The sequence below is a fragment of the Streptomyces sp. NBC_01012 genome, from assembly GCF_045162755.1.
GTDB lineage: Bacteria > Actinomycetota > Actinomycetes > Streptomycetales > Streptomycetaceae > Streptomyces.
Map to the genome: position 1 here is coordinate 4,516,488 of NZ_CP108688.1, position 20,401 is coordinate 4,536,888.

Here is a 20,401-nt window from a genome sequence, read left to right on the forward strand (position 1 = left end):
CACGAGATCCCGTCCGATCGAAAGATCGGGCGGGATCTCGTCGTTTGAGGCCCTGGTTCTCAGGTGGGCCTGTCTTCTCAGGTGGGCCTGTCCTCGTCCGATGTGTCGATGGCTGCCTCCGGAGTCCCGATCACATACGTCCCTTTCGCGGGCAGGGTTGCGACGAGTTCGCGCCTGCGCAGTTCCACGATGGCGCGACGTACGGTCCCGATGCTCACCCCATGCAGATCCGTCATGGCGCGCTCGCCGGGAAGGGCAGCGCCCTTCGGGAGTTTGCCTGACGCGATATCAGCGGCGATGGCGTCGGCAAGCTTGACGTATTCGTAGCGCGGGAAATCGCTCATCCCCCAACAGTGGCGCACCATGGCGCAGCGTACAGAGGCGAGTAGCGGTGCACAGCGTCCGGACGCGGACCTTTGCAGGGGGGTGCAGGGGGACGCGGTTGCGGGTATGGTCGATACGACAGACCCCGGCGAGGTGGCTAGACCTCCCGGGGCGTGGCCAACGCTGCGCTAGGAGCGTCGACGTGTACGACCTTATCCGCTGGATTTCCGCATGCCTGCTGAGGAGGCCGGCCCTCGGTTTCCGTGCCGGCTGTCACCGCTCCGGGGACGCCCCCTCGCAGCGACAAAGTGCCCCACCCTGCCGCCGAAGCGCGCCTCGTCCTCATCTCCCCGCCGCTCGGTCGCCCTACGGGTCGGACCATGCGCTGGACGGCGCGACGAGTCCGCTGGTGCGCCCGTACCTCCTCGCCTCGGACCAGGAGTACGCACAGCGACGGCGGCGGCTCGCCCTGGTGCTCGCTGCCGACTTCGGGCTGGACCTCGACCTGCACGTGGTCGGCGCGCAGGGGGTGGTGGCCTGATGGGTGACACGCCGACCCCCGAGGTCCCGTCCGCCCCGCAGGCCGCGACACTGCCCCGCCTTCTGCCCTGGCCGTCCCCCGACGGCAAGCCCTGTTTCCTCGTCACGGACGACGAGAACAGCCACCTCTCGCAGGTGGCTGACGAGACGGAGGCCACGCAACTGGGCGCGGGGGCCGAGGTTCTCGGCAACGCCCTTACGGTGCTGGGCGACGTCATGTCCCCGTACAGCGAGGTGCGTTACGCCGGCATCAGGCTCGCCGAATGCCTCGGTGACGCTCTGCGGGTCGCCGAATCGCGCGGGATGCGTCTGGGTTGACGACTGACGGAAGGCACAGCGGTGTCCGTCGCCGCGACCGACCGGTAATCTGGGCCTCTTCGCTCACCCGTCCTGTCCGTGACCGCTGTTGAGGGTCACGTGGAGTCAGGGCGGGGGTGGCTGTTCGAGGTTCTGTATGGAGGGCGCACCGTGACTGCCGGCATACCCAGCTCCCACATCGACACCAGCAAGCCGCACCCGGCACGGGTATACGACTGGCTTCTCGGCGGGAAGGACAACTACCCGGTCGATCAGGAGGTCGCGGAGAAGCTGCCCGCCGAGGCGCGCGCCAACGCCGCGCGGAACCGGGCGTTCATGCACCGGGCCTCCGCCTGGCTGGCCCAGCAGGGCGTGGATCAGTTCCTGGACATCGGGACCGGCATTCCCACCGCGCCGAACCTCCATCAGATCGTCCAGGCCATCACCCCGAGCGCCAAGGTCGTCTACGCGGACAACGATCCCATCGTGCTGCGTCACGCGGAGGCGCTGCTGGTGAGCCACCCCGAGGGGGCGACCGATTACATCCAGGCGGATGTGCGGCAGCCCGAGGCGATTCTCGAACAGGCCGCGAAGGCGCTTGACTTCGGGAAGCCCGTCGCGCTGTCCCTCATCGCGCTGATGCACTTCCTGCCGGACGACCAGGACCCGTACGGCATCACCCGCACGCTGGTCGGTGCGCTGCCTCCGGGGAGCTTTCTGGTGCTGTCGCACGGCACCGCCGATCAGCATCCGGAGCTCAAGCAGGAGACGGAGGCCACGTACAAGAAGGGTGCCATCGCGCTCCGTATGCGTACGCGTGCGGAGGTCGAGCCGTTCTTCGAGGGGCTTGAGCTCGTCGAGCCCGGTCTCGTCACGGCGCCCGAGTGGTACCGCGAGGATCCCGCGCCGGTGTACGAGCGGAGCGGGTTCTACGTCGGGGTGGCGCGGGTTTCCTGAGAGAACGGCCGGAGAACGGTGGCCGGTGCCATGACCGGCCTCGTGGCCTCGCCGGCGGTCACGGGGCGGAGGTGAGGTGTTCGTACACAGTCACCCTTCGGCCGCGGACCTGTTCGTCGGACACCGGTGTGAAGTACTTCTTGAGCACCTCGGTCTTCGTCCGGTCCCGCTCCCCGCTCGTCGGCCTCGCCACCTGCGGCGCATCCGTGATCAGGAGTATCCGTCGCTCGGCGAGCATCGCCGCGCGGACCTGCGAAGGGCTCGCCTCCACTCCCTTCAGCGTGCCTGACTCCTCGGGCGTCCGGGCGAGGGCTATGTCCCGCAGGCCTGTGAAGGCGTCGGGGGAGACCAGCCTGGTGTCCCGTCGTGCTGCGGGTATGAACAGCACGCCGTCTCCGTCTTGTTTGAGGCGTCGCATCTGTTCGGCGGCCGCGAGTACGTCGTCGACCCGGCTCGCCGGGGACCTCTTCGCCAGCGACTGAGGAAGCAGCGAGATCACGGCCATGGCGATCACGACGGGAAGCACCCATCGCGAGGCCCTGGCCGAACGTCGTGCGGCCTCGCGTACTGCCGCGTCGATGATCCCGCCGGTCAGCAGCGCCAGGCCGAGCAGGCTGAACAGAATGTAGCGGTCCACGAAGAGTGGTTGGAACAGGGAGAGGCCGATCAGGCCGATCTGCGGAACTGCCAGCAGGGGTAGTCCGACCGCCGCCACCGACAACCTCGAAGCCGTCGGCCGGCTGACCAGGCTTCCGAGCCCGCCGATGGCCAGGAGCACCGCCGGGCCGATGAGCATGTGCCAGGTCAGCGGCGGCACCCAGGACACCTGGGCGGACTGGGTCATGCTGAACAGGATCAGGGGCACGACACCAGCCGTGGCGGCCGTCGAGGCTATGGCCCAGCGCACACGGACCCGCCCTGCGGTCCGTGTCCACAACAGAGTGGCCAGGTGCGCGGGGAGGATCAGCAGCGCCAGCCAGTTCAGGTAGCCGCACACGAGGACCGTGCAGCCGTAGGCCACCCAGTACCGCCCCCGGTCGCGTCCCTGCAGCACCGTCACGAGCAGCAGGGTCGAGATACCGGCCCCGGCTGCCACCAGTGCGTAGGGGCGGCCCTCCTGGAGGTAGAACTGCACGGCCGGGAGCATTCCGAACACCAGGCCACCCCCGAGGCCGACGTGTGTACCCGCCAGTCGCTGACCTATCAGCGAGACACAGGCGGCCCCCGCCGCTATGGCGAGCACGGACGGCAGTCGCAGGACGGTGGTGGAGGGCCCGAAGCACTCGAAGAGGCCATGCATCGAGAGGTAGTACAAGCCGTGCACGACGTCGACGTGCTCCAGCATGCGCGCTATGTCGCCAGTGGACCGCAGGGCCACCTGCCAGGTCGCGGCCTCGTCCCGCCAGACACTGGCCTGCCGTGAGAGGCCCCACATACCGAAGGCGATGGTCCACACCACCGGAATCAGCCAGATGGGAAAAGGTCTATGGGAAACGACGGCGGGTTTCATGGATGTTGGCTCTGACCCCTGATATTGGCGTCGGAGCACGTCTGGCGGCAAAGTAATCACGATAACCGAGATTGCTTACTGCGCAGAAGCAAAACAATCCATTTCAGGCCTATTTTCGCACTCACCGCCGAGGGGAGGCCTAGGTGTGGCCTGAAGTCTGCGGTCAGAGTTCCCTCATGGCTTGATCGGGTGCTCGAGAATATTGGTTTGCTTTTTTGGCGGCGCTCTGTAAGCCCAGAAAAGGTGTAGAGGTGTCGAAGCGTGCGAGAGGCCGCTCTCCGTAATTGGAATATTCTATTCCGCGCATGTCGGCTTCACCCTCAGCGCCTGGAATCGCCGAAGTGCTCGGTCGCGTGGCCGTCGCGCGGCTCCTGGTCCAGCAGGCACTCGTGCTCGCGGACGAGGATGGAGCCCGGGACGCGTGTGACGCCGTGTTCGCCGTGCACGAGCCCGCCGGCCGGGGGCTGGTGAAGCCCATGGTCTAGTGCCGCGGCAGGCCCAGCGGCTTGGCCATGCAGATGCTGCTGTCGTACAGGCGGTAGTGGCCGAACTTCTCGCAGAACGTGTAGCCGCTCGATGTGTACAGCGCGACCGCCTCGGGCTGCTGGTCGCCGGTCTCCAGGACCATGCGGGTGCGGCCGGCCGCGAGGGCGTCGGCCTCCAGGGCGGCGAGCAGGCGGCGTGCGAGGCCCCGGCCCCGGCCCTCGGGGATCACGAACATCCGCTTGATCTCGGCGTCGCCGTCGGAGTACCCCTCGGCGTTCCGCTCCTGGCTGCGCCAGCCGCCGGTGCCCACGGGGCGGTCCTGCTCGTCGTAGGCGAGCAGATAAAGACCGCGAGGCGGGTCGAACATGGTGGCGTCGAGCGGTGTGATGTCGCCCTCGTCGCCGTAGCGCTCGGCGTATTCGAGCTGCACCTGATCGTTGAGTTTGACGGCGTCAGGGTGGTCGAAAGGGCGCGGCTGGATAATCATGCGAGAAATGGTACAGCTATGCGCTAGCGCTCGTAGGTACCCTACGGGGATGCTGACTGTTACCACGGTAAACGTGAACGGGCTCCGTGCCGCCGCGAAGAAGGGTTTCGTCGAGTGGCTGGGGCGGACCGAGGCCGATGTGATCTGCCTCCAGGAAGTCCGCTCCGAGGCGCAGCAGCTCCCCGACGAGGTGCGTGAGCCCGAGGGCTGGCACGTCGTGTACGCCCCCGCCGAGGCCAAGGGGCGCGCGGGGGTGGCCGTCTATACGCGGCGCGAGCCGGAGCGTGTGCAGATCGGGTTCGGTGGGTTCGGGATCCCGGGGAGTGAGGAATTCGACACTTCCGGGCGCTATGTCGAGGTGGACCTCCCCGGTGTGACGGTCGCCAGTCTCTATCTGCCCTCCGGTGAGGTCGGCACCCCGAGGCAGGAGGAGAAGGAGCGCTTCATGGCGGCCTTCCTCCCCTATCTCCAGGGGCTGAAGGCGCGGGCGGCGGCCGAGGGGCGCGAGGTGGTCGTCTGCGGCGACTGGAACATCGCCCACCGCGAGGCCGACCTCAAGAACTGGAAGTCCAACAAGAAGAAGTCCGGCTTCCTCCCCGAGGAGCGGGAGTGGCTGACCCGGGTGCTCGACGAGGCGTCGTACGTCGACGTGGTCCGCGCGCAGCATCCGGACGAGGAGGGGCCCTACTCCTGGTGGTCCTACCGCGGACGTGCCTTCGACAACGACGCCGGCTGGCGTATCGACCTGATCTGCGCAACCCCCGGGATCGCAGCCAAGGCCGTCAAGGCGTACGTGGAGCGTGCTGCCAGCCATGACGAGCGCTGGTCCGATCACGCACCCGTCACGGCCGTCTTTGAAGTGCGGTAGGACGAGGCCCCGCAGCTCCGTGTATTCCGAAGGGGGGAGGGGTGAATTCCTGTCGAGCCTCGCCCCTCCCCTGGGTACGCGTGCCGCGGTTCGCCATGTTCTGGGTGATCAGCCGTGCCCCGGAACGTCACGCGCGATCACGAACCGCAAACGGCTCTTGTCCGGCCCCTCCAGGCGCTGAGCCCCTCCGCCGGAACACCCGCGCGGCTCGTCTTGCTCCTACGCGATTCCTTGATGGCGTACAGACGTAGTCGCCCGGAGGGAATCCCTTTCGAGGGGTCCGGTACATGCGACCCTGGCAACCCTCGCAATGGGTTACCTGAAGCAACAGGAACTTGGAATTCGAGTGTGTTCTGTTGGTGTGGTTCGTGCGCTCCGCCAACTTCTCCTTGGGAGTGTCGAACTCTTCCTGAGCAAGGAGCGGTTCGCCGATAAGTGCCCGGGCCCCGTCCTCGTCGCGTATCGGTCTGCCCTTGTGGGCGCGGTATCCCATAAGCGTCTGGGGGCGGAGGACCTTGGAAAACGTGGCCGTTCGAGGGGTCTGGTGGGGGACACGTCCAGGTCCGACTATCAGTTCACGGTACGGATGGAGCGCGCCGCCACGCATGACGAGCGGTGGAGCGACCACGCGCCGGTGACCGTCTCCTACGAGAGCTGATTCACCAGCCGTAGCACCGGTCGGCCTACGCCCGCTGCTCGTCCTCGTGCAGCCGCCGGTCCAGGGCCATCGACAGCTCGGCGTCCACCACCGCCTGGGCCAGTGTGCGTAGATGCTCCGGTTCGGATTGTGCGGTGTGGGTGCGCAGGACGCGTACGAAGAGGTCCGCGAGCGCGTCGGCGTGCTCGCGGACCTGGCGGCCCGAGCTCAGTACGGCGTCGAGCGGGACCCCGGCCCGCACCAGTTCGGACGACGCTTCCAGCAGCCGGCGGCTGATGTGGACGATCTCGTCGCCGTCGATGCCGAGATAGCCCAGCTCCATGGCGGCGGCGAGGTTCTCCGCCGTCGCCTGGTCCTGGAAGTAGTCGGCGAGCTGCTCGGGCGTGAGCCGGACCGGGGTCTCCTCGCTCGGTTCGCCCAGCCCCAGCACCTCGGCGACATCGCGGCCGCTGTCGAAGGTGGTGGCGAGGTCGGCGATGCCGTTGAGGGTGTGGCCCCGCTCCAACAGGCCCGTGATGGTGCGCAGTCGGGCCAGATGGTGTTGGTCGTACCAGGCGATGCGGCCCTCGCGGCGAGGTGGCTGGATCAGGCCGCGCTCGCGGTAGAAGCGCAGGGTGCGCACGGTGATGCCGGCCTCCTCGGCCAGCTCCTCCATGCGGTACTCGCGGTGCTCGTCTCCTTCAGCCACACCCGCACCCTATGTTGTACCGCCGGTAACTTTCCTTGCCACGCCCCCTACCCATCAGTACGGAGCTGCTCTACCCTCCCAACCATGCCAGTGATTGCTGGCAGAGTCGTGTCACGTACCGCGGGGAGGCGGCAGCATGGCCCAGCACGAGCATGTACGAGTGGCGGTGATCGGATCCGGATTCGGGGGCCTCGGAGCCGCGGTCCGGCTCCGCCGCGAGGGCGTCACCGACTTCCTGGTCCTCGAACGGGCCGGCTCCGTCGGCGGCGCCTGGCGGGACAACAGTTATCCGGGCTGCGCCTGCGACGTACCGTCCCACCTGTACTCGTTCTCGTTCGCGCCCAACCCCGACTGGCCGCGCACCTTCTCCGGGCAGCAGCACATCCGCGCCTACCTGGAGCATGTCGCAGACACCTTCGGACTGCGCCCGCACCTCAGGCTGAACCACGAGGTCACCGTCATGCGGTGGGACAACGACGAGCTGCACTGGGTGATCGAAGCCGCGAACGGTTCCACGGTCACCGCCGACGTGGTCGTGTCCGCCACCGGCCCGCTCTCCGACCCGAAGCTGCCCGACATCCCGGGGCTGGCCGAATTCCCCGGCAAGGTCTTCCACTCCGCCCGGTGGGACCACGACTACGACCTGAGCGGCAAGCGCGTCGCCGTGATCGGCACCGGCGCCTCCGCGATCCAGATCGTCCCGGAGATCCAGCCCAGGGCCGGCCGGCTCACCCTCTTCCAGCGCACCCCGCCCTGGGTGATGCCGCGCATGGACCGGGCCATCAGCGGCGCCGAGAAGTGGCTGCACCGGACGCTGCCCTTCACGGCCACCGCGCGGCGCGGACTGCTCTGGGGTATCCGGGAGCTGCAGGTGGGCGCCTTCACCAAGTACCCCGACCAGCTGGGCCTCATCGAGGGGATAGCCAAGTCGAACATGGCGCGGGCGATCAAGGACCCCGCGCTGCGGGCCAGGCTGACCCCCTCGTACCGCATCGGCTGCAAGCGCATCCTGCTCTCCAACACGTACTACCCGGCGCTCGCGCAGCCGAATGTGGACGTCGTCGACTCCGGCCTCAGCGAGGTGCGGGGCTCCACGCTGGTCGGTTCGGACGGCACCGAGACCGAGGCCGACGTGATCATCCTCGGCACCGGCTTCCATGTGACGGACATGCCGATCGCGAGCCGGGTCGTCGGTACGGAGGGCATCACACTCGCCGAGACGTGGAAGGACGGGGTGCAGGCGCTGCGCGGTGGGACCGCGGCCGGTTTCCCCAACTGGATGACGATCATCGGCCCGAACACCGGGCTCGGGAACTCCTCCATGATCCTCATGATCGAGTCCCAGCTGAACTACATGGCCGACTATCTGCGTCAGCTGGACGCCCTGGGCGGTCGCGTCGCGCTCGACGCGCGGCCCGACGCGGTGGGTGCCTGGAACCGGCGGGTCCAGGACCGGATGAAGCGGACCGTCTGGAACACCGGCGGCTGCACCAGCTGGTATCTCGACGAGAACGGGCGCAACACCACGGTCTGGCCCGGCACCACGGCCGAATTCCGGCGGGCCACCCGCTCGGTGGATCTCGCTGAGTACGAAGTGACCCGCCCACCCGCTGTCCTCCCCGGGGCACGGACCGTGACCGAGGAGGCCGCACGATGAGCAGGCTGACACGGCGGGGCAACACCCCGCCCGCCCCCGTACCCGCACGCGAACTGAGCGTGGTGTCCGCGGACGGCTCGCGCATACACGTCGAGCTGCACGGCCCCGAGGCCGCCCCGGCCGTGGTCCTGTCCCACGGCTGGACCTGCAACACCCGCTTCTGGGACGCCCAGATACGCGACCTCGCCGTGGACCACAGGGTCGTCGTCTACGACCAGCGCGGCCATGGCCGTACGCCCGAGCCCGGTGCCGGCGGATACAGCACGCGTGCGCTCGCCGACGACCTCGAAGCGGTCCTGGACGCCACCCTGGAGCCGGGGCGCAAGGCGGTGCTCGGCGGCCACTCCATGGGCGGGATGACGCTGATGGCGGCGGCGGGCCGCGCCGCCGTACGGGAGCACGGGGCTGCCGTACTGCTGTGCAGCACCGGCAGCTCGCGCCTGACGGCCGAGTCGCGGGTGATACCGCTGCGGGCCGGCGCCCTGCGCACCCGGATGACCGCGGCGGTGCTCGGTGCGCGCGCGCCGCTCGGCCCGGTCAACGCGGTGTCGAGGTCGGTCCTCAAGTACGCCACGATGGGGCGTGGTTCTGCCCCGGAACGGGTGGATACGTGTGCCAGGATCGTCCATGCGTGTCCTCGCGGGGCGCGGGTCGCCTGGGGCCATGTGCTCGCGGAGCTCGACCTGGAGGCGCGCGTACGGGAGCTGCGGCTGCCGACGGCGGTGATCGCGGGCACGGAGGACCGGTTGACGCCTCCGGTGCACGCGAGGGCCATAGAGGCCGCGCTGCCGCAGAGCCTCGGGCTCACCGAGCTGGTGGGCATGGGCCACATGACGCCGGTCGAGGCGCCGGGGACGGTCACGGGGAAGCTGCGCGAACTGGCGGCTCTGTACGTCACTGTGGAAGGCGCGGGCAGCGGTACGGCGGAAGCCGTGAGCGAGGAGGAGGTCGCATGAGCGGCAGGCGGAGTCTCGAAGGACAGGTCGTCGTCGTCACGGGTGCGGCGCGGGGAGTGGGCGAGCTGCTGGCCCGCAAGCTGTCGGCGCGGGGTGCCACGCTGGCGCTGGTCGGTCTCGAACCGGACGAGCTGAAGAAGGTCTCGGAGCGGCTGCACGCGACGAGCGGCCACTGGTACGCGGACGTCACCGACCAGGCGGCGATGAGCCGGGTAGCGGAAGAGGTCAAGGCGCGCTTCGGGAAGATCGACGTCGTCGTGGCCAACGCGGGTGTCGCCACCGGGGGTCCCCTCGTGGACTCCGACCCCGAGGCGTGGCGACGGGTCATCGAGGTGAACCTGATAGGCGGGGCGGTGACCGCGCGCGCGTTCCTGCCGGTACTCATGGAGAGCCGCGGCTACTTCCTCCAGATAGCGTCGCTGGCCGCGATCACCCCGGCGCCGATGATGAGCGCGTACTGCGCGTCCAAGTCGGGCGTCGAGGCGTTCGCGCACTGCCTGCGCGGCGAGGTCGGGCACCGGGGCGTGAAGGTCGGGGTCGGCTATCTGTCCTGGACCGACACGGACATGGTGCGGGGCGCCGACGAGGACGACGTCATGCGGGAGTTGAGGCAGCGACTGCCGTGGCCGACGAACCGCACGTACCCGCTGGGCCCCGCGGTCGACCGGATCGTGGCAGGGATCGAACGGCGCTCCGCGCATGTGTACGCGCAGTGGTGGCTGCGGGGGATGCAGTCGGTCCGCGGGTACCTGCCGATGGTCACAGGGACCGTCGGGCAGCGTGAGATGAAGCGGTTCGGATCCAGGCTCGACAGCGTCGGCAAGGGGCTCGTGGGGGCCGGAGGCGAGGCCGACCGGAAGGCCAGAGTCTCCCAAGGGTGATCGAAATGCGATGAATGTCCGGGTGTGTAAGTCTGAGCGAGGTCCCACCGGGGCCGACCCCACGCACCCACATAGGAGTGAACGGCATGGGCATCGCAGACCAGTTCAAGGACAAGGCGCAGGAGCTCGCCGACCAGGCCAAGCAGCAGAAGGCCAAGGGCGGCAAGGACGAGGGCCAGCGTCAGGGCCAGGGCGAGGGCCAGGGCCAGGACCGACGCCAGGACGCGTCCGGCCGGGCCCGCCAGGCGTCCGAGCAGGGTCGCGACAAGGCGCAGGACGCGGCGGACGACGTACGCCAGAAGTTCGACCGCTGACCTCGCGCCTCCGAGCGCTGTGTGTCGAGGGGGCGTTCCCGGGTGATTCCGGGAGCGCCCCTTTCCGCGCGGGACGGACCGGCTGTCCGGTCCGGGTCCACCACGGTCGTCCTGCCGTCCCCGCCGTCCCGCCGTCCCACCAAGCCGTCACCGCGGGCGGTGTTTCCGCAGCTCAGAGCGTGGGACGTCCCAGGGGTGCGTCACTTTTCGGCGGGTGTGGAAATGCCTCCTCACCGCCCCGCAATCTGGTTCCCGAACCGGCCGGCACGGTCGGATCGACAACGGGAGAGGGAACCAGCATGCGCATCATGACAAGGACGCTCGTGGGTGTCACCACCGCGATCGCCATCGCCGGCGGAGGCGTGGCGGCAGCGGGCACGAGCTTCGCCGCGACCGGTCAGTCCGCGGGGACGCAGGCAGTCTCCGGGACCGCCACCACGCTCGCGGTGGTCAACCTCGGCCTCAACGCGACGCAGGCCAAGAGGCTCCAGCGTGACCTGAAGGCCAACTGGGGGTACACCGGCGCCATCGACGGCCAGCTCGGCACCGAGAGCTGGAAGGCGATGCAGCGCTTCCTGAAGGCGAACTGGGGCTACACCGCATCGATCGACGGGATCGTCGGGAGCGGCACGGTGAAGGCGCTGCAGCGCTGGCTGAAGGCGAACTGGGGCTACACCGGGGCGATCGACGGGATCGCCGGGGCGGGCACCAAGGCGGCGCTCGCGCGGTACTGCAACTCCTGATCGGACCCGATCGATTCCTGGGCCGTCGTACGTGCCGGAGGGCAGGCCGGGCCCCCGGTACGTACGACACCGGCCTCCGGGCGCAGCCCGGCCGCACAGCGGTTCAGCCCGCGAAGCATTCGGGAAGGCTGTCCGGCCTGTCCAGGCAGATCCGGGCGCCCGTACCGCTGTCGCCGGCGGCCATCGGCGTCGCCAGATACCCTCCGGGCGCGCCGCTCCCCTCGGCCGCGACCCGCTGCACGCGCCCCGTCGGCAGGGTCAGTTCGACCCGGTCGCCCCGCGTGAGGCCGGTGGCTCGCACCCAGAGGGCGTGGCAGAGCTCGGCATGGCGGAGCTCCAGGCGCCGTCCGTCGGCTGCGGTGTGGGTGGCGAGCGTGGTGATCATCCCGGCGCCGCCGCACCCCATGGCCAACGCGTTGTGGCCCTCGCACGCGTCTCCCCGGCAGCCCGGGTTCCGTACGAGCGGCTCCTGAACGCCTCCCGGCCCGCCGCTCTCCGGTTTGCCGGGGAGCAGGGACGGCAGGAGGCCGCCCAGGCCGGCCGCCGCCGCACCGGCCACGAGCACCGTGACGGCCACCTTCCACCGGCGTCCGCCCGTGCGGGCCGCGGTGTCCTGGCCGTCCCCCGGCGAGGCCGCCGGCGTGGGCACGGGTGCGGGCCGTGCCCGGCCGCTCCACTCGGCGTCCGCCAGCTCCCAGAGGGCCAGCAGCCGGCCGGACGGTTCCCCCGTCACCTCGCACAGCGCCGCGACGGCCTGACGCGGGGCCGGCGTCCTGCCGTTGAGGTACCGCTCCCAGGACGACTTGCTGTACGGGGTACGGGACGCCAGTGCGGCCAGGCTCAGCCCGGACCGCCCCCTGATCGCCCGTAGCTCCTCCGCCAGTTGTTCGCACACCGGAGCCGTCATGCGCGTAGTTCCCACCAGGTGTCAGGGCCGATGATTCCGTCGGTGACCAGATGGCGGCTGCGCTGGAAGTCCGTGACCGCCTTCTTGGTCCGCTCGTCGTACAGCCCGTCGAAGACACCGGGGCTGAACCCCTTCGCGCGGAGCAGACATTGCGTCTCGACCACGTCGAAGCCCGTGCTGTTGATGTCGAGCAGCATCTCCCGGGTGTCGCTGTGGCCCGCCCGCAGCCGGCCGTCCTTCCTGTGCACCTCGCAGGTGTACGTCTGCCCTCGCAGATACCCGGTTTCGGCCGCCGAGCCACCGGTCGTGACCGCCGGGGCGTCGTCCTCCCAGGCCCGAGCCGTCAGCAGTCCGGCGCCGAAGGACACGACGACCGCGAGAGCCGACGCGAGAAGCATCCCGCGCAGACGCACCGTGCGGCCCGGCCGGGGCGGCGGCTCGGCCGTCGGCCCTTGCGGCTGTTCCTGGTCCTGTCCGGCTTCTCGCGCCCCCGTCCGTACGGGACTCGACGGGAGGGACCGCCTCCCGGGTGCCTTGGCGCGGTTGCGCTCGGCGACCTCGTGCAGCGCGATGAGCCGGGTGGGTTCCGTGCCGCAGGCCTGGGCGAGCTCCTCGACCGCTCTGCGCGGCACTGGCTTCTTCCCGTTCAGATACCGCTCCCACGAGGATCGGCTGTAGCCCGTCCGGCCGGCCAGTGCGGCCAGGCTGAGACCGCTGTGATCCTTCAAACGGCGTAAATGTCCCAGGAGTTGACGTTCGCTGCCGTCGATGTCCGGCGGCAGCTCCTTCCACTGCGCCATGCGGATTCCCCCGATGCGTCCTGTTGGTACCAAATATTCTGCGACATCGCGGGTGTTCCGGGGGAGTGCCTTGCGTGATTCGGCCAAAGCGTGGCGGGTCGGGGCATCTTGACGTATGCGATCAGCGGTGCCTACGCCGCATCGGACGCCGTCTGCCTAACGCGGCGGCAGCGGCGGCCTGCGTAGGTTCGGGGCCGTCTCGTAGGTGGGAGGTGTGGCCGCGGGGTGGGCGGCCAGGAGGTCCAGGGCCACCCTCACCGCGTCGTCCAGCACCGCGTGGCGGCCCTCCGCCCAGTCCAGGGGGGTGCGCAGCGCCTCCAGATCGGGTTCGACGCCGTGGTTCTCGACGGACCAGCCGTACGTGTCGAACCAGGCCGCGTTCATCGGCACCGTGATCACCGTGCCGTCACCGAGCCGGTGCCGCCCGGTCATGCCGACCACGCCGCCCCAGGTGCGCTGGCCCACCACGGGCCCCAGCTTCAACAGCCGGAACGCGGCCGTGATCATGTCGCCGTCCGATGACGTGGCCTCGTCGGCGAGGGCGACGACCGGGCCCCGGGGGGCGTTGGAGGCGTAACTGACCGCCTGGGCGTTACGGGTGAGGTCCCAGCCCAGGATGGTGCGGGTGAGTTTCTCGACGACCAGCTCGCTGATGTGGCCGCCCGCGTTGCCCCGTACGTCCACGATCAGTGCCGGGCGCGACACCTCGAGACGCAGGTCCCGGTTGAACTGGGCCCAGCCGGAGCCGCCCATGTCGGGGATGTGCAGATAGCCGCACTTTCCGTGGCTCAGCTCCCGTACGACCTCGCGGCGTTTGGCCACCCAGTCCTGGTAGCGCAGGGGGCGCTCGTCGACCAGGGGGACGATCGCGATGCGCCGGGACCGGCCGCCGCACTCGCCGCCGGCCGGGCGGAACGTCAGCTCCACCGTCGTGCCGCCCGCGGCCGTCAGCAGCGGGTACGGTCCGGCCACCGGATCGACCGGGCGGCCGTCGACATGGGTGAGGACGGCGCCCTCCCGGATTCCCGTACCGGCGAGCGGTGAACGGGCCTTGGAGTCGGAGGAGTCACCGGGCAGCACCCGCTGCACCGTCCAGTCGCCTTCCCGGCACACGAGGTTGGCGCCCAGCAGCCCGATCGCCCGCTGGTAGTGCGGGGGGCCCTCGTTGCGGCGGGCGGGCGAGACGTACGCGTGCGAGGTGCCGAGCTCGCCGAGCACCTCGCGCAGCAGGTCGGCGAACTCGGCGGGGGTGGCGACCCGTTCGACCAGCGGGCGGTACTGCTCCAGTACGCCGTCCCAGTCGATGCCGCACATGTCCGGTTCCCAGAAGTAGGACCGGGTGATGCGCCCCGCCTCCTCGTACGCCTGGCGCCATTCCGCCGCCGGGTCGACGTCGTGGAGGATGCGGCGCAGGTCGAGGAAGACCGTCGTGTCGTTGTCGCCCGGCTCGTTGGACGGTACGGCGCGCAGCTCGCCGTCGTCCATGACGACCAGCCGGGTCGCGTCCCCGCTGACCGCGAACCAGTCGAGGTGGCCGACCAGTTCGGTCCTGCGGGCCCTGGCGATGTTGAAGTGCTCCAGTGTGGGGCGGCCCGACATGTCCGCCGGGTTCGCGAAGGTCTCCCCGAGGGCGCCGGAGATCGGCCAGCGCAGCCAGACCAGCCCGCCGCCGCTGACCGGCTGGAGCCCCGAGTACTTCGACGCGGAGACCGGGAACGGGGTCACCCTGCTCTCCAGGCCCTCGAACTCCACCATGACCGTCGGCCCCTCGACCGGACCTTCGGCGATGTCCACCGGGTCCAGACCGCCGGCCGCCGGCCTGCCGTCCGGGAGCAGGGCGAAGGGGGAGGGGGTCGCCGACGAGAGGGGGACCAGATACGGGCGGCAGCCCAGCGGGAAGGAGAGGTCGCCGGTGTGGACGTCGTACACCGGGTCGAACCCGCGCCAGGAGAGGAAGGCGAGATAGCGGCCGTCCCCGGTGAAGACGGGGTTCTCGTCCTCGAAGCGGCCGTTGGTGACATCGACTATCACCGGGGCGTCGGGGCCGGTGATCCTGGCCAGTTTGATCTGCCGCAGCGACCGGCCGACGCCGGGGTGCGACCAGGTCAGCCAGTGGCCGTCGGGGGAGAACGCGAGATCGCGTACCGGGCCGTTCACGGAGCGGATGAGTTCGGTGACCTCCACGGCGTCATCGGCGACGGCTTCCGCGGGGGCCCCGGCCCGCACGAGGCTGCCTTCCACGCGCCCGCTGTCGACGTCCTCGATGATCTCGACGACGTCCACCACCCCGGTCTCCGTGTCCCGGCCGGTGTCCAGGAGCAGCAGCCGGCCGTCGTGCGACGCGATGGCCAGCCGCTCGCCCTCCGGGTCGGAGATGAGCTCGTGGACCCTGCCCAGCTGCCCCGCCGCCAGCCGGCGGGGCGGGCGGTCGCCGGTGGCGCGGGGGAGGTGGGCGATCTCGATCGCGTCGTCGCCCTCCGCGTCCGTGACGTACGCGACCCGGCCGCTGCTGCCGAGCATCTCCGGCAGCCTGACCCGCACCCCCGGGGTGTCGGCGATGGTCCGGGCGGGGCCGTCGCGGTGGGTGAGCCAGTACAGGCTGCCGCGTACGGAGACGGCGCTCGCCCGGCCCGTCTCGTCCACGGACAGCGAGTCGACATGGCTGGACGCCGGCACCTGGTAGGTACGCCGGCCGGTCCGTGGGCCGCCGAGGCGCACCTCCAGTTTCCGGGGCCTCGCGTCCGGCGCTTCCAGGTCGTCGACCAGCCACAGATCGCCCGCGCACTGGTAGACGACCCTGCTGCCGTCGCCGGAGGCGTGGCGGGCGTAGAACGCGTCGTGGTCCGTGTGCCGGCGCAGGTCGCTGCCGTCCATCAGGCAGGAGTACAGATTGCCGACGCCCTCGTGGTCGGAGAGGAAGGCGATCCGGCGCCCGACGAACATGGGCGCGTCCAGGTGTCCGCCGATGTCGGGCAGCAGCCGCTCGCCGTGCAGCCACAGCCGCCCCGTGGCGCCGCCCCGGTAGCGCTTCCAGGCCGCCGGCTCGTGCGGCGGCTTCCCGGTGAGCAGCAGCGTGCGGCGCTCGCCGTCGATGTCGGCGACCGCGATGTCCGACACGGGCCCCCAGGGCAGCTTGCCGCCGGGGCTGCCGTCGGTGGGGACGCTGTACGCCCAGGAGAAGTACGAGAACGGCTGGTTGTGCGAGGACACGGCGAGGATCTGGGACGAGTCCCCGGGGTCGGGGCTCCAGCCGCAGACCCGGGCGTCGGTCGAGCCCCAGTAGGTGAGTCTGCGGGCGGGCCCGCCCGCGACGGGGACGAGGTTGATCTCTGGATCGAGCGTGCGCCAGGTCGTGTAGGCGATACGGCTGCCGTCGGGCGAGAAGCGCGGATGGCTGACCATGGTGCGGTCGACAGTCAGCCGCCACGCCCGTCCGGGCCGCTGCCCCGCCGGGGCGAGAGGGGCGACCCAGAGGTCGTCCTCCGCCGCGAAGCAGAGCAAGTCCTTGTGGAGGTGCGGGAAACGGAGATACGCGAGGTCGTCACTCACCCTTCAATGCTTTCCGTGTGCAGGGCCCGCGGCAACTTGTGGTGCCGGAGCCTGTGGTGCAGGACACAAGCGAAACTGTTCCGTTTCGCTAGGGGTGGGGGTTACCTTCGATGTGTACGAAACGGTTTCGTTCCGCTAGTCGATCTTCGACCTTCCGTCTTCTGGTTGATCTTCGGCAGGCGTACGATCCAGCGGGCACAAAGGGAGAGGAGGTCGATCCATGGCACGCAGCCGGCTCACGCCCGAACGCGAGGGCGAGCTGTACACCGCCGTGCTCGACCTGCTCGGCGAGGTCGGCTACGAAGCGCTGACCATGGACGCCGTTGCCGCCCGCACCCGATCCAGCAAGGCCACCCTCTACCGCCAGTGGGGGAGCAAGGCCGAGCTGATCGTCAAGGCGCTCCGCAACGACAAGCCGGTGCACCTTGCCGATGTCGACACCGGTTCGCTCCGCGGTGACTTCCTGGCCGTGATGGGGCAGACCGACGACTGTCAGATGGAAAAGAACTCCGCGCTGATGCGGGGGCTGAGCCATGCCGTCCACAACAACCCCGACCTCTTCCAAGCGCTGCGGGACCTGCTGATCGAGCCGGAGATGACCGGCCTCGGTGCGCTGCTCCAGCGAGCCGTGGACAGAGGGGAAGTGCCTGCGGACAATCCGGCGCTTCCCTATGTCCCGCACATGATGATCGGCGCCTTCGCCGCTCGTGAGCTGGTGGACCACCAGCCCGTCGACCGGGCGTTCCTCACCGATTACGTCGAGTCCGTGGTGTTCCCCGCCCTCGGTGTCTGACATCCCCTTCTCCTTCCGTACGACCTGTCCCCGACGCTCCACCTGACACGCCGCTCTCGTCGTCGGGCTGGTTCCTCACGCCCTTTCCACTCAACGACCTGACCGGGAGTAACCCCTCCGTGGCTACATTCCTGTACAAACTCGGGCGGCTCGCCTTTCGGCGCCGCCGTTACGTCGCCCTGATCTGGGTGGCTCTGCTGGCGCTGGCCGGATTCGGCGCCTCCTCCGCGGCCACCGCGACCTCCAGCTCCTTCTCGATCCCCGGCACGGAGGCCCAGAAGGCATTCGACCTGCTGGACGAACGATTCCCCGGAGGCAGCGCGGACGGCGCGACCGCCCGGATCGTCTTCCAGGCACCCGAGGACCAGAAGGTCACGGCATCGGCCAACAAGGCCGAGATCCAGGAGATCGTCGGCGAGCTGAAGTCCGGCTCGGACCAGATCGCCTCGGTCGCCGACCCGTACGAGGCGAACGCCGTCAGCAAGGACGGCTCGACGGCCTACATCTCCGTCTCCTACAAGGTCAGCTCCATGGAGCTGACCGACGGGACGCGGGATTCCCTGGAGGACGTGGGTCACGACGCGCAGAGCAGTGGCATGAAGGTGGAGATCGGGGGTGACGCACTCCAGGTCATGCCGGAGACCGGCGCCACCGAGGTCATCGGCGTCGCCATCGCGGCGGTCGTCCTGGTCATCACCTTCGGCTCGCTGATCGCCGCCGGGCTGCCGCTGCTGACGGCCCTCATCGGGGTCGGTATCGGGGTCTCCACGATCACCGCGCTGGCCAGCGTCCTGGACCTGGGTTCCACGACATCGATCCTCGCGATGATGATCGGTCTCGCGGTCGGTATCGACTACGCCCTGTTCATCGTCTCCCGCTACCGCGCCGAACTGGCCGAGGGCCGGGAACGCGAGGAAGCGGCGGGACGGGCTGTCGGAACGGCCGGATCCGCCGTGGTCTTCGCGGGTCTCACCGTGGTCATCGCCCTGGTCGGCCTTGCCGTCGTGAACATCCCGATGCTGTCGAAGATGGGCTTCGCCGCCGCGGGCACCGTGGCCATCGCCGTCCTCATCGCGCTGACCCTCGTCCCGGCGATGATGGGCTTCGCGGGCAAGCGGGTCATGGGACGCAAGGCGCGCAAGGCCGCCGAGGCGGAGAACAGGCCCGACGCCAAGCCGAACGCGGGCACCCGCTGGGCCCGCTTCGTGCTGCGCCGCCCGGTGTGGGTGCTGCTGGTGGGTGTACTCGGCCTCGGCGCGATCGCCGTACCCGCGGCCTCCCTGGAGATGGGGCTTCCGGATGACGGCGCCCAGCCGAAGTCGACCACGCAGCGCCAGGCGTACGACATGCTCTCCGACGGCTTCGGGCCCGGGTTCAACGGCCCGCTGATGGTCGTCGTCGACACGAGGAACAGCTCCGACGGCAAGGACGCCGTGAACCGGGTCTCCGACGAGATCGAGGGTTCCGGCGGGGTGGCGATGGTCGCTCCGGCCGCCTTCAACAAGGCCGGCGACACCGCGACCATCACGGTCATCCCCAAGGACCGTCCGAGCTCCGTCGAGACGGAGAACGTGGTCCACGCCATCCGTGACGCGGGCCAGGACATCAGGAGCGAGACCGGTGCCGAGGTCCTGGTCACCGGTGCCACGGCGATGAACATCGACTTCTCCCAGAAGATGAACGACGCGCTGCTGCCCTATCTGGCACTCGTCGTCGGCCTCGCCTTCCTGCTCCTGATGCTGGTCTTCCGCTCGATCCTGGTACCGCTGAAGGCGGCTCTCGGCTTCCTGCTCTCGGTGGTCGCCGCGCTCGGCGCTGTCGTCGCGGTCTTCCAGTGGGGCTGGCTCGGATCGCTCTTCGGTGTCGAGCAGACCGGTCCGATCATGAGCATGATGCCGATCTTCATGGTCGGTGTGGTCTTCGGTCTCGCGATGGACTACGAGGTCTTCCTGGTCACACGGATGCGCGAGGCGTATGTCCACGGGGAGACGCCCGGCCAGGCGATCGTCACCGGGTTCAAGCACGGCGCCCGCGTGGTCACGGCAGCCGCGGTGATCATGATGGCCGTCTTCTCCGGCTTCATCGGCTCCAGCGAATCGATGATCAAGATGATCGGCTTCTCGCTGGCCATCGCGGTCTTCTTCGACGCCTTCGTCGTGCGGATGGCCATCGTCCCGGCGGTGCTCGCCCTGCTCGGCAAGCGCGCCTGGTGGCTGCCGCGCTGGCTGGACCGTGCGCTGCCCAACGTGGATGTCGAGGGCGAGGCCCTGCGCAAGGACCTCGCCGACGACGGTGGCCCTGCCGACGGCGGCGGGGAGCGGGAGCTGGTCCGCGCATGATGCGCAACGACCCCGGGGTCCGCGGCTGAGCGGAACGCGGCCCCGGAAGCGCCGGTTACCTGTGGGGACGGGGGACCGGGGCAAGGACGAGCCCCCGTGCACGCGGCACGGGGGCTCGCCCGCGTTCAGGCGCGGGTGGCGGTGGTCGTGGCGTTGGCGGCGGCGGCCGGCGGGCGCTTCGCCGCCTTCGCACCGGTGCGCGTCAGGAAGCGGATGATGGGCGCGTTGTCGAACTGGAGGACGGCGACACCGTCCGGCGCGTGCAGCTCCAGGACCAGCTGCGCACGGCCGCACGGCCATATCCGTATGTCGCCCCGGGTGGCGGGGGCGCGCAGTCCGCGCTCCAGGAGGTCGAGGCCGAGGGTCCGGTCGACGCCCCCGGGGAACCGGATGTGGACGGTCCCGGGATCGTCGGGGTCGTAGCGCAGCTCGACCGGGACCGGCCGCGGGTCGGGACCGTCGGTGATGAGCCGGGCTCGGGCGTGTTCTTGGATCACGAGGGACATGGCCGGCTCCTCCTGTGTGAAAATCTCTCCCCCCAATGTCCCATATATTCCCATTTGGGCATGTTGAGGTTGGCCTAGTTGTCACACATACGCTCTTGCAAACTCTTCGCAAGAGGGCTCTATCATGGAGCGTTTCCCGAT

The 20,401-nt window shown here is 69.6% G+C and carries 20 protein-coding genes; 12 read left to right on the top strand and 8 right to left on the bottom strand.

Features of this window, described 5'->3' with window-relative positions:
- Window positions 1-77: 77 nt before the first annotated feature.
- Entirely contained in the window at window positions 78-344 is a 267-nt protein-coding gene (locus OG623_RS20415) for a GntR family transcriptional regulator (RefSeq protein ID WP_406148243.1), read from the bottom strand.
- A gap of 389 nt (window positions 345-733) precedes the next feature.
- Between OG623_RS20415 and OG623_RS20420 the strand changes: the two genes are divergently transcribed.
- The 3 genes from OG623_RS20420 to OG623_RS20430 all read left to right on the top strand — a co-directional run bounded on the left by OG623_RS20420 (window position 734) and on the right by OG623_RS20430 (window position 2,118).
- Window positions 734-865 carry a hypothetical protein gene (locus OG623_RS20420; protein WP_406148245.1) on the top strand — a complete coding sequence of 44 codons (132 nt, stop codon included), beginning with the start codon at window positions 734-736 and terminating at the stop codon, window positions 863-865.
- Window positions 865-1,182 (top strand): hypothetical protein, encoded by a 318-nt coding sequence (locus OG623_RS20425; protein WP_406148247.1) that lies wholly within the window; start codon window positions 865-867, stop codon window positions 1,180-1,182. The genes OG623_RS20420 and OG623_RS20425 overlap by 1 nt, the downstream gene beginning before the upstream one ends.
- Window positions 1,183-1,332: 150 nt before the next feature.
- Window positions 1,333-2,118 (top strand): SAM-dependent methyltransferase, encoded by a 786-nt coding sequence (locus tag OG623_RS20430; protein ID WP_406148248.1) that lies wholly within the window; start codon window positions 1,333-1,335, stop codon window positions 2,116-2,118.
- 58 nt (window positions 2,119-2,176) lie between these two features.
- On the opposite strand, the gene OG623_RS20435 is transcribed toward OG623_RS20430, so the two are convergent.
- Entirely contained in the window at window positions 2,177-3,628 is a 1,452-nt protein-coding gene (locus OG623_RS20435) for a hypothetical protein (RefSeq protein ID WP_406148249.1), read from the bottom strand.
- A 305-nt stretch (window positions 3,629-3,933) separates the two neighbouring features.
- On the opposite strand from OG623_RS20435, the gene OG623_RS20440 reads away from it, so the two are divergent.
- Window positions 3,934-4,113: a hypothetical protein gene (locus tag OG623_RS20440; protein ID WP_406148250.1), complete on the top strand. Its 180-nt coding sequence runs from the start codon at window positions 3,934-3,936 to the stop codon at window positions 4,111-4,113.
- On the opposite strand, the gene OG623_RS20445 is transcribed toward OG623_RS20440, so the two are convergent.
- Window positions 4,110-4,601, bottom strand: a complete 492-nt coding sequence (locus OG623_RS20445; protein WP_406148252.1) for a GNAT family N-acetyltransferase — start codon at window positions 4,599-4,601, stop codon at window positions 4,110-4,112. The two genes, OG623_RS20440 and OG623_RS20445, sit on opposite strands and share 4 nt — an antisense overlap.
- A 49-nt stretch (window positions 4,602-4,650) precedes the next feature.
- On the opposite strand from OG623_RS20445, the gene OG623_RS20450 reads away from it, so the two are divergent.
- Window positions 4,651-5,469 (top strand): exodeoxyribonuclease III, encoded by an 819-nt coding sequence (locus tag OG623_RS20450; protein ID WP_406148253.1) that lies wholly within the window; start codon window positions 4,651-4,653, stop codon window positions 5,467-5,469.
- A 683-nt stretch (window positions 5,470-6,152) separates the two neighbouring features.
- On the opposite strand, the gene OG623_RS20455 is transcribed toward OG623_RS20450, so the two are convergent.
- Window positions 6,153-6,782 carry a MerR family transcriptional regulator gene (locus OG623_RS20455; RefSeq protein ID WP_406151930.1) on the bottom strand — a complete coding sequence of 210 codons (630 nt, stop codon included), beginning with the start codon at window positions 6,780-6,782 and terminating at the stop codon, window positions 6,153-6,155.
- A gap of 169 nt (window positions 6,783-6,951) precedes the next feature.
- On the opposite strand from OG623_RS20455, the gene OG623_RS20460 reads away from it, so the two are divergent.
- From OG623_RS20460 to OG623_RS20480, 5 genes are all read left to right on the top strand, one after another.
- Window positions 6,952-8,472 (top strand): flavin-containing monooxygenase, encoded by a 1,521-nt coding sequence (locus OG623_RS20460; protein WP_406148255.1) that lies wholly within the window; start codon window positions 6,952-6,954, stop codon window positions 8,470-8,472.
- Window positions 8,469-9,428 (top strand): alpha/beta fold hydrolase, encoded by a 960-nt coding sequence (locus OG623_RS20465; protein ID WP_406148257.1) that lies wholly within the window; start codon window positions 8,469-8,471, stop codon window positions 9,426-9,428. Before OG623_RS20460 ends, OG623_RS20465 begins: the two co-directional genes overlap by 4 nt.
- The gene (locus OG623_RS20470) at window positions 9,425-10,309 is read left to right on the top strand and encodes an SDR family oxidoreductase (protein WP_406148259.1); all 885 of its coding nucleotides are present in this window, start codon (window positions 9,425-9,427) and stop codon (window positions 10,307-10,309) included. The genes OG623_RS20465 and OG623_RS20470 overlap by 4 nt, the downstream gene beginning before the upstream one ends.
- Window positions 10,310-10,395: 86 nt before the next feature.
- On the top strand, window positions 10,396-10,623 hold the full coding sequence (locus OG623_RS20475; protein ID WP_406148260.1) for a hypothetical protein: 228 nt from the start codon (window positions 10,396-10,398) through the stop codon (window positions 10,621-10,623).
- A gap of 299 nt (window positions 10,624-10,922) precedes the next feature.
- A complete protein-coding gene (locus OG623_RS20480; protein ID WP_406148262.1) occupies window positions 10,923-11,366 on the top strand; it encodes a peptidoglycan-binding protein in 444 nt (147 codons plus the stop codon).
- A gap of 103 nt (window positions 11,367-11,469) precedes the next feature.
- Here OG623_RS20480 and OG623_RS20485 read toward each other — a convergent pair whose 3' ends face one another.
- The 3 genes from OG623_RS20485 to OG623_RS20495 all read right to left on the bottom strand — a co-directional run bounded on the left by OG623_RS20485 (window position 11,470) and on the right by OG623_RS20495 (window position 16,622).
- Window positions 11,470-12,273: a helix-turn-helix domain-containing protein gene (locus OG623_RS20485; RefSeq protein WP_406148264.1), complete on the bottom strand. Its 804-nt coding sequence runs from the start codon at window positions 12,271-12,273 to the stop codon at window positions 11,470-11,472.
- Window positions 12,270-13,073 carry a helix-turn-helix domain-containing protein gene (locus OG623_RS20490; protein WP_406148265.1) on the bottom strand — a complete coding sequence of 268 codons (804 nt, stop codon included), beginning with the start codon at window positions 13,071-13,073 and terminating at the stop codon, window positions 12,270-12,272. The genes OG623_RS20485 and OG623_RS20490 overlap by 4 nt, the downstream gene beginning before the upstream one ends.
- A 156-nt stretch (window positions 13,074-13,229) precedes the next feature.
- Entirely contained in the window at window positions 13,230-16,622 is a 3,393-nt protein-coding gene (locus OG623_RS20495) for a S41 family peptidase (protein ID WP_406148267.1), read from the bottom strand.
- 220 nt (window positions 16,623-16,842) lie between these two features.
- Between OG623_RS20495 and OG623_RS20500 the strand changes: the two genes are divergently transcribed.
- Together OG623_RS20500 and OG623_RS20505 are read left to right on the top strand one after the other, a co-directional pair.
- Window positions 16,843-17,415, top strand: a complete 573-nt coding sequence (locus OG623_RS20500) for a TetR/AcrR family transcriptional regulator (RefSeq protein ID WP_406148268.1) — start codon at window positions 16,843-16,845, stop codon at window positions 17,413-17,415.
- A 119-nt stretch (window positions 17,416-17,534) separates the two neighbouring features.
- Window positions 17,535-19,754 (top strand): MMPL family transporter, encoded by a 2,220-nt coding sequence (locus OG623_RS20505; RefSeq protein ID WP_406148269.1) that lies wholly within the window; start codon window positions 17,535-17,537, stop codon window positions 19,752-19,754.
- 125 nt (window positions 19,755-19,879) lie between these two features.
- Here OG623_RS20505 and OG623_RS20510 read toward each other — a convergent pair whose 3' ends face one another.
- Window positions 19,880-20,260, bottom strand: a complete 381-nt coding sequence (locus OG623_RS20510; protein WP_406148270.1) for an SsgA family sporulation/cell division regulator — start codon at window positions 20,258-20,260, stop codon at window positions 19,880-19,882.
- Window positions 20,261-20,401: the final 141 nt, after the last annotated feature.